This window comes from Halorubrum sp. SD683 (genome assembly GCF_002135045.1).
GTDB classification, from domain to species: Archaea; Halobacteriota; Halobacteria; order Halobacteriales; family Haloferacaceae; genus Halorubrum; species Halorubrum ezzemoulense.
Map to the genome: position 1 here is coordinate 19,250 of NZ_NEWJ01000036.1, position 8,890 is coordinate 28,139.

Sequence of the window (8,890 nt, forward strand, 5' to 3'; positions counted from 1 at the left end):
GGTCCACGAGCCCCGCGTCCTCAAGCTTCGGAAGCCGTCGATCGATCGTCTGATCGGAGTCGAATACGTCGCACAACGGCGCCTCCGGATGCTTCCGGACTCGGCGAACCGATCGGCGTCCCCGCTATCTTTTTATGACTCGTCCGGCTCCCGATAGTCGTGCCTATTCGGAGCGCGAAAGACGCGGCGTCGCTCTACGCGGAGGTCCGGGACTACGACCTCGTCGTGACGCCCGACGCCCCGCTCGCGAGCGCGATCAACCGCCGCCTCGACCGCCCGCACTTCGGAACGTTCGCGACCACGCCGCGCCGCCTCGCGGCCGGTCGCCGCGAGCAGGCGGAGGACCGCCGGGCGTTCCTCGAGATCGTCCGACAGACCGACCACGACTGGAAGGCGGTCGCGTACGCCGTCGGGAACGTCCTCCAGTGTTGGGAACACACCGGCCGGCTCGGCGCGGTCTTAGAGTACGACGCCTACGTCGACGACGCGACCCGCGAGGTCGTCGAAGTCATGCGGACGCTGCGGACGACCTCGAAGCGGCTCACGGAGTACGCGATCGACGACGGTGGGTCCGTCGCCGTCGTCGGGTACGACCAGCTGACCGAACTGGAGCGCGGCGTCCTCCCGGAGGCGTTCGATCGCGTCGACCTCTTCAGCGGGGAGGCGTTCGACCCACCGCCCTTCCACGTCTTCGAGTCGGCGACCGACATCGTCGCCGCGCTCCGCGATACGATCACGGCGCACAATGCGGACCGCGTCGCCGTCGTCCTCGACGGCGGCGGGAAGTACTCCTCGCTCGTCGAGTCCGCGTTCGAGGCCGCGGGCATCCCCTTCTACGGCGGGCCGGGGTTCGCGGACGACCCGCACCACCGGACATTCGTCCGGCTCCTCCGGCTCTGTTTCCGGGGGAGCGACGCGACCGTCGGCGACGCCGCCCCGATCCTCGCGCAACTGGGGATGGACGTCCCGACCGCGGACCGGGAGCGGCGGTTGGCGGCCGTCGACCACCCCGCCACGGAGTGGCTGCGGACGTTCCGCGACGGCGTCGGCGACCGGACGTTCGCGGCGGCGCTCGACGCCTACGCGACCGAGGCCGGCGTCGAACTGGACCGGCTCGACGAGGAGCTGCGGAACCTGGGGCTCGCCGACGCGCAAGTGACCGCCGGCGCGGTCGACCGACTCGCCTACTACCTCCAGACCTACGAGGTCCCCGTCGACAGGGAGAACGAGGGCGTCCTCCTCGCCGACGCGAAGTCCTCCGCGTACGTCGACCGCCCCGTCGTCTTCCACCTCGGAATGGGAGAGGAGTGGACGCACTCGGCGCCCCAGCGGCCGTGGGTGGACACCGAGACCCAGTTCGCGCGCTACGTCGGCGACTTCCAGCGCCTGCTCCAGAGCGGTGACCGACGGTACTACCTCGTTCAAGACGCGGCCGGCGGGGAGCCGGTCACTCCGTGCCTGTACCTCGGCGACCTCCTCGACGAGGAGTTCGAGCGGTTCAGCGACCTCGACTCGGTCGAACACCGGCCGCGACCGCGGTCGACGGGCGCGGGCTTCGACCGTGAACCGACCGGAGTGGACCCCGAGACGGTCGGGACGGTCAGCCAGTCGACCCTGAATAGCTACGTCAACAGCCCCCGGGACTACCTCTTCGGGCGGCTCCTCGACACTCCGGATCGGGAACGGTTCGTCGAGGGGACCCTCTCCCACGACTTCGCGGAGTTCTACGTGAACCACCCCGAGGCGGTCGCCGCGGCCGACACCGACGCCCTCGTCGACGCCATGCTCGCGGAGACCGAGGCGTTCTCCTCGGCCGCCGACGAGCCCCTCCGCCGCCGGAAGTACCGCATCGGACTGGAGCTGATCGCGGAGTATCTCGACGAGGAGGGGCCGGAGTCGGACGACTTCCTCACGGCGGCGTCGGGGTGGGGAACCAATTTCTTCGCGGAACACTTCGACGAGCCGGTCGACTCGCCGCTCACCGAGCGCTGGTTCGAGGACGATGCCCTCGGCGTGAAGGGGAAGATCGACCTCGTGCGGGCGCCGACCGCGCTGCTCGATTACAAGAGCGGACGCAAGAAGCGCACCGCACAGGTCGTCGGCGACGCGGCGGTCGACCCGCCGGCGGACGCGCCGAACTTTCAGGCGGCGCTGTACCTGACGTACTACCGGTCGGTCCGTCCGAATGAGCGGCTGGAGTTCACGTTCTTCCACTTCCTCGAGCCGATGGCCGACGTGATCGCGGGCGACGCCGACCTCGGCGACGCGCTCACGACGGTCACCTACCACCCGGTCGCCTTCGACGAGTACGTCGGCTCCCGGGATGCGTACGAGCGGCTCCTTGACGGCTACACCGACTGTCGGGAGACGTTCGAGGACCTCGGCTACTCGGCCTACGAGCAGGTTGTGGCCCCGCTGACGTTCCCCGAGACGACCGACAAGGGCGAACTCCGCGACTCCGAGTTCGCCGAGCGGTTCACCGCCGCGGTCGACGCGGAAACGTCCGCGGCCGTCGACGCCGAGAAGGGCGCGGACCAGGCGATCCGAGAGCTCAACGGCGCCCGCAGGCGGGCCTTCTTCCGCGAGGACCTCGGCGCCTTCGAGGCGTTCGTCGACGAGCGCCTCGACGAACTCAACGCCCGGCGCGCCGGCGAGGAGCGGTTCCCGGTCGACGGGCTCGCCGGCGAGCCGAACTACCGGCGCGTGGACAACCGCGACCTGCTGTTGGAGGGGGACCGATGAGCGAGCCGACGCCGAACGAGGCCCAGCGAGAGCTCATCGAGAGCACGGCGGGGACGCACCTGGTCGACGCCGGTCCCGGGACGGGGAAGACGTTCGCCGTCACCCGGCGCTACGGACGGATCGTCGACCGGCCGGACGTGGAACCGGACGACGTGCTGCTGGCGACGTTCACGCGGAGCGCCGCGACCGAGATGCGAGAGCGGATCGTCGACCACAGCGCGTACGGCCTGCGGGAGCTGGCCGACGCCCCGATCCGGACGTTCCACTCGCACTGCCACGAACTGCTTCAGGAGCACGGGTACGCCGCGCCGACACACCTCGGCCTCGACGAGCGGATCACGGGGTCGACGCGGATCCTCGAAGACGAGCTGATCGAGGCCGAGCGGTTCCGCGAGTTCTTCGGCGGCTTCCGCGACGACCACCCGGAACACGCGGCGTTTTACCGCGCGCTCGCCGAACCGGGCGAGCTGCTCGACCTGATCGGAGAGCTCGCGTCGAAGGGGATCTTCCCCACTGCCGACGGGTGGTATCGAGGCGGCGAATCATACCTCGACGGCGACTTCGAGGCGTTCAGAGCGCGGTTCGACGCGGCGAACCGACCCCGGAACGACGGCCGGAAACAGTCGGCGCTGCGCGAGGACCTGAGCGACTTCGGCCGCCACAAGACGTACCGCTCGGACGCCCCGTCGAAGTCGGAGCTGCGCGGCGGCCGCGGGACGAAGCGCCTCGACGACGACGTGGCGCGCGCGGTCTTCGACGAGGACCGCGACGGGCTCAAGGCGTTCGTCCGCGACGTGTACTTCGAGTACCTGCGATTTGCGCTGCGCCGCAACTACCTATCCTTCAGCTTCCTCCAGCTGTTCGCGTTCGTCCTCCTCTGCGAGGACGAGCGCGCCCGCGAGGCGGCGCAGTTCGAGTACGTCATGGTCGACGAGTTTCAGGACACGAGTGAGCTCCAGTTCAAGCTCGCGCTGCTTCTGTCCGGGACCGGGAACTTCTGCGCCGTCGGCGACTGGAAGCAGAGCATCTACTCATTCCAGTACGCGGACGTGCGCAACGTCACCGAGTTCGAAGCGCGGCTGGAGCGGTTCGCCGCCGAACTCAACGACGACGCCGACCGGGTCCCGTTCGACGCGACCGACCCGACCCGGATCGAACTGCGGGAGAACTACCGGTCGACGGCGTCGGTCATCGACCTCTCGGAGCGGGCGATCGCGGCGCCGGCTGCGAGCGGAGATACCGTCGCGGTCGACCCCGACGACGTCGTCGGGCTCTCCTCGAACGCTCCCTTCGACAACACGGTCGTCGAGGGAATCCGCCACGAGGACGAACACGAGGCGGTCCTCTCGAAGGTTCAGGCGATCGTCGGCAACGACGACTACGCCGTCGAGGGGGCGGACGGCGAACCGCGACCGCCGGAGTACGGGGATATCGCGGTGTTCACCCGGACCCGGGACTACGGGCGGGAACTCCTCGGCGCCGCCGACGAGTACGACTTCCCGATGGCCTACGACGGCGGGATCGAACTGTTCCGGACGGATCCGGCGAAACTGCTGCTCGCGTGGCTTCGGATCCTCGAAACCGACGCCGACCGCGGCTGGGCGGTGGTCCTCGAACGGGCCGGGTACGCGTTCGACGAGATCGGTCGCTTCCTGGAGACGGGGTCGTACCCTGACGACCCGGCGGCGTTCCGCGACGGGCTCCGCGATCTGGAGTCGGTCGGCGCGGTCGCCCGCCGCGTCCTCGACCGCTACGGCTTCGCGGGCGACGCGGCGGACGTGCTCCTCCACACGGTCCAGTCGGTCCACGACGCGACGACGGCGACTCGCGGCGAGCTGATCCGGTTCATGGAGCGCGGCGTCGAGACCGGCAGCACGGTCGACGTCGCCGCGTCCGCGGGCGACGACGCGGTGACCGTCCAGACGATTCACGCCGCGAAGGGGTTGGAGTATCCGATCGTCGTCATGGCGAACATGAACGCGGGGCGCTTCCCACCTCGAGCCGGCGGATCGAGCGTCATCGAGTACCGGGACCCGGTGGGGCTCCGACAGCAGAAGGTGTACTCGGCGGAGCGGGCCCACCCGCACGTGTACGACAACTGGCGGCACGACGTGATCCGGCGCTGCCTACCGCGGGCGTACGACGAGGAACGCCGGCTGCTCTACGTCGCGGTCACGCGCGCGGAGAGCCACGTCGTGTTCGCGGCCGGCGAGGACCCGAACACGTTCCTTGAGGAGCTTCCCGTCGCCGTCGAAGAGATCGAACCAGCGGTCGAGTCGCTCGACCGCGAGGAGCCCGCCGACGCGGAACTGCCGTTCTCGGTGACGGCGCCTGACGGCCCGATCGGTCACAGCCCACACTCGCTGATGGACGAGACCGTGTTCGAGGCGGCGGACGAGCGGTCGGAGGCGGGCGCCGAGGCGGCGCCCGAGACTCGCGGCATGGACTTCGGCTCTCGGGTCCACGACTTTGCGGAGGCGTACGCGCTCGGCGACGACGTGACGCCGTCGAACGACCACGAGCGGCGAGTCGTCGACCTACTCGACGGGCTGTCGGGCCAGCGGTACGTCGAGGAGCCGGTGACGCTCCCGCTCGAGGTCGACGGCCGCCGCGTCACGGTCTCGGGGATCGCGGACCTCGTTCACGTGACCGACGACCGGGTCGCGGTCGTCGATTACAAGACGGACTCGACGCGGCGCGCGCGGGCGGAGTACCGGAAGCAGCTCAGCGTCTACTACCACGTCCTCGACGAGTGGTTCGCCGAGAGAGCGGTCGAAACGAGCCTGTTCTACACGAGCGATGGGACGCGCGAGCGGGTCGAGCCACTCGCCGTCGAGGAGCTGCGCGCGCTCGTTCGAGCGACCGAGTCGCCGTCCGGGTGAGGCCCCGACCGGTCCGACTGGCGCTCCCGACTTGCTCCCTCGCCGGCGCCACCCGAGGTGAGTGACCGTCTCGCGCCGGCCCCGTGACGGGGTGGAATTTTTGTCGACGCGAACCGGACGACGCGTATGGCGCTCCCCGAGGCAGGACCGACCCGCGCCGGCGTCGACGACCGCGACCGCTCCGGAACACCGGGGGCGCCCCCGTGAGCGCCGGCGGCGACGACGCGGACGCAGAGGCGGATTCCGGGGCGCTGGACGGGTTTCGGCGACTCTTCGCGCTGGAGCGCGACGTGTTCGTGCTGTCGATCGCGATGTTCGCGTTCAGCTTGGGGTTCCAGATGACGAACCGGTACCTCCCGGAGTACATGGTCGCGCTCGGGGCGTCCGGGTTCGTCGTCGGGCTCTTCGGCACGTTCGGCAACGTTATCTCGGCGATCTACCCGTACCCGGGCGGCGCCGTCTCGGACCGTATCGGCTCGCGGTACGCGCTCACCCTCTTCGGGCTGCTGTCGACGCTCGGCTTCCTCGTCTGGCTGGTCGCGCCCGGGGTCGGCCCGATCGCGGTGGGCGGACTCATCGTGGAGCCGTGGGTCTGGGTCTTCGTCGGACTGGTCCTCGCGCAGGCGTGGAAGTCGTTCGGGCTCGGCGCGACGTTCGCCGTCGTGAAGCAGGCGACCGACCCCTCGCGACTGGCCGCCGGGTTCGCCAGCACGGAGACGTTCCGGCGGACGGCGTTCCTCGTCGGACCCGTGCTGGCCGCCGTCCTCATCGGACTCCGCGCGGAGTTCACCGTCAGCTTCCAGTTCGTCCTCGCGGTCGCGGTCGCCTTCGGCGTCCTCGGCACGCTCGTCCAGCACGTCCTCTACGACGCGAGCGGCGACTCCTTCGGCGACTCGTTCGCGGGGCTCGACCGGGTCCGGCGCGACCTGCGGGAGATGCCGGCGCCGCTCCGGCCGCTGCTCGTCGGCGACACGCTCGTCCGGTTCGCGAACGGGATGGTGTACGTGTTCTTCGTCCTCGTCGTCACGCAGTTCTTCCAAGTCGGCCTCGACGCGACCGTCGCGCTGGGCGGGTTCGCGTACGACGTGGACCTCTCGCCGCAGGCGTTCTTCGGCTACCTCCTCGGCGTCGAGATGCTCGTCGCGCTGTTGATCATGGTCCCCGCTTCGCGGCTCGCGGAGCGCATCGGCCTCAAGCCGGTCGTCGCGGTCGGGTTCGCGGTGTACGCCCTCTTCCCGGTCGTACTGATCTACGCGCCGGCCCTCGCGGGGTCGGCGCTGCCACTGTCGGCCGTGATGATCGCCGTCTTCGCGTTCTCGGGGCTGCGGTTCGCGGGCCTGCCGTCGCACAAGGCGCTCATCGTCGGCCCGGCGGAGCAGGGGGCCGGCGGCCGCGTCACCGGGACGTACTACCTCGTCCGGAACACGGTCGTGATCCCGAGCGCGGCGGTCGGGGGGTACCTGTGGGACTTCGTCAGCCCCGAGGTCGCGTTCACCGTCGCGGCCGTCGTCGGGCTCGTTGGCACCGGCTACTTCCTCGCGTTCGGCAAGGAGTTCGAGGCGTACGCGTGAAGCGAGACGCCCCGGATCGGGAACCGGGCGCGGGCGGCCATCGACCCCGGCGCGGGCGGCAATCGACTCCGGCGCGGGCGGCCATCGACCCCGGCGCGGGCGGCCACAGACCCCGGCGCCGGACCCCGCCCGGTGGCTCGGGTGGCCGGCTCGCGTAGGTTTATTGGAGCGGCGACGCTCGTCGATCCCATGCCGACACCGTACGGCGAGTGGCCGTCGCCGGTCGCCCCGGAGGACGTCGCCGCCGACGTCAGGTCGTTCGCGTCCGTCGAGACCGACGGAGACCACGTCTACTGGATCGAACGCCGCCCGTCCGAGGGCGGTCGCGGCGTCGTCTGTCGCGCCCCGGTCGACGACCGCGACGCCGATCCGACAGAAGTGACATCGGAGGAACTCGACGTGCGCACGCTCGTCCACCAGTACGGGGGCGGCGACGTGCTCGTCGCGGACGGGACGGTGCTCGCGGCGAGCATGGACGACCAGCGGCTCTACCGACTGCCCGCGGACGGGAGCGCTGCCGGGGGCGACGCGGAACCGACCCCGGTCACGCCGGAGCCGCCGGAGCCGATGGCCCACCGTTACGCCGACATGCGGCTCGCTCCGGACGGGGAGACGGTCTATGCCGTCCGCGAGCGTCACGTCGGACCTGGCACCGACGAGGAGCCCCAGAACGAGCTGGTCCGCTTCCCGCTGTCACCCGACCCGGCTCCGGAGACCGGCATCTCGGACCCGGTCGTCGTCGCGGACGGGCACGACTTCTACGCGGCGCCGCGGCCGGCCCCGGGCGGGGACCGGATCGCGTACCTGCGGTGGGATCATCCGAACATGCCGTGGGATGGGACCGAACTCGTCGTCGGCGCGGTCAACGAGACGGGCAACATCCGCGACGAGCGCGTCGTCGCGGGCGGCGCCGACGAGTCGGTCGTCTCGCCGAAGTGGTCGCCCGACGGCGTCCTCCACGCGGCGGCCGACCCCACCGGCTGGTGGAACCTCTATCGGTTCCCGGTCGCGTCCGGGACCGAGGAGTGGGAGCGCGGCGCCGGCGTCGCGCTCCCGACGACATCGGACGCGGAGGTCCTCCGCGAGATGCCGGCGGCGTTCGGCGTGCCGATGTGGACCCTCGGCGTGTCGACGTTCGCGTTCCTCGGCGACGGGCGGATCGCCACGCTGGTCACCGAGGGCGGCGACCCGAGCCTGCGCCTGCTCGATCCGGAGACGGGCGACCTCGTCGACCCGGGCCTCCCGTACAGCTCCTTCCGTCCGGCCTCGGTTCGGTCCGACGGCGACCGCGTCGTCTTCGCCGGTCACCGGACGGACGCGCCGAGCGCGGTCGTCGCGTGGCGACCGGGGTCGGCGGGGACCGGAGCAACTCGGCTCCGCGAGTCGACGGAGGACGCGCTCGACGCCGCGTACGTCTCGGAGCCGGAGTCGATCGCCTTCCCGACCGGCGACGCGGTCGGCGCCGACGACGCGACCGCGTACGGCCACTACTACCCGCCCCACAACCCCGACGTCGAAGCGCCGGCCGACGCGGCGCCGCCGCTCCTCGTCAGGGTCCACGGCGGGCCGACGAGTCGGTCCGAGGCGTCGCTGTCGTCGACGGTCCAGTTCTGGACGACCCGCGGCGTCGGGGTGCTCACAGTGAACTACCGGGGGTCGACTGGGTACGGCCGCGCCTTCCGCGAGTCGCTGAAG

General features: G+C 70.9%; 4 protein-coding genes. All 4 read left to right on the plus strand.

Features of this window, described 5'->3' with window-relative positions:
* Positions 1–159: 159 nt before the first annotated feature.
* A complete protein-coding gene (locus B9G49_RS10170; protein ID WP_086216282.1) occupies positions 160–2,742 on the plus strand; it encodes a PD-(D/E)XK nuclease family protein in 2,583 nt (860 codons plus the stop codon).
* Entirely contained in the window at positions 2,739–5,624 is a 2,886-nt protein-coding gene (locus B9G49_RS10175; protein WP_086216283.1) for an exodeoxyribonuclease V subunit beta, read from the plus strand. Before B9G49_RS10170 ends, B9G49_RS10175 begins: the two co-directional genes overlap by 4 nt.
* A gap of 203 nt (positions 5,625–5,827) precedes the next feature.
* Positions 5,828–7,195: an MFS transporter gene (locus B9G49_RS10180; protein WP_086216284.1), complete on the plus strand. Its 1,368-nt coding sequence runs from the start codon at positions 5,828–5,830 to the stop codon at positions 7,193–7,195.
* A 189-nt stretch (positions 7,196–7,384) separates the two neighbouring features.
* Positions 7,385–8,890, plus strand: a 1,506-nt coding sequence (locus B9G49_RS10185) for a S9 family peptidase (RefSeq protein ID WP_086216285.1), incomplete at its 3' end; no start/stop codon positions are given.

Coding starts and splice junctions, on each gene's coding strand:
- B9G49_RS10175 (WP_086216283.1), top strand. CDS start 2,739: ATGAGCGAGCCGACGCCGAACGAGGCCCAGCGAGAGCTCATCGAGAGC.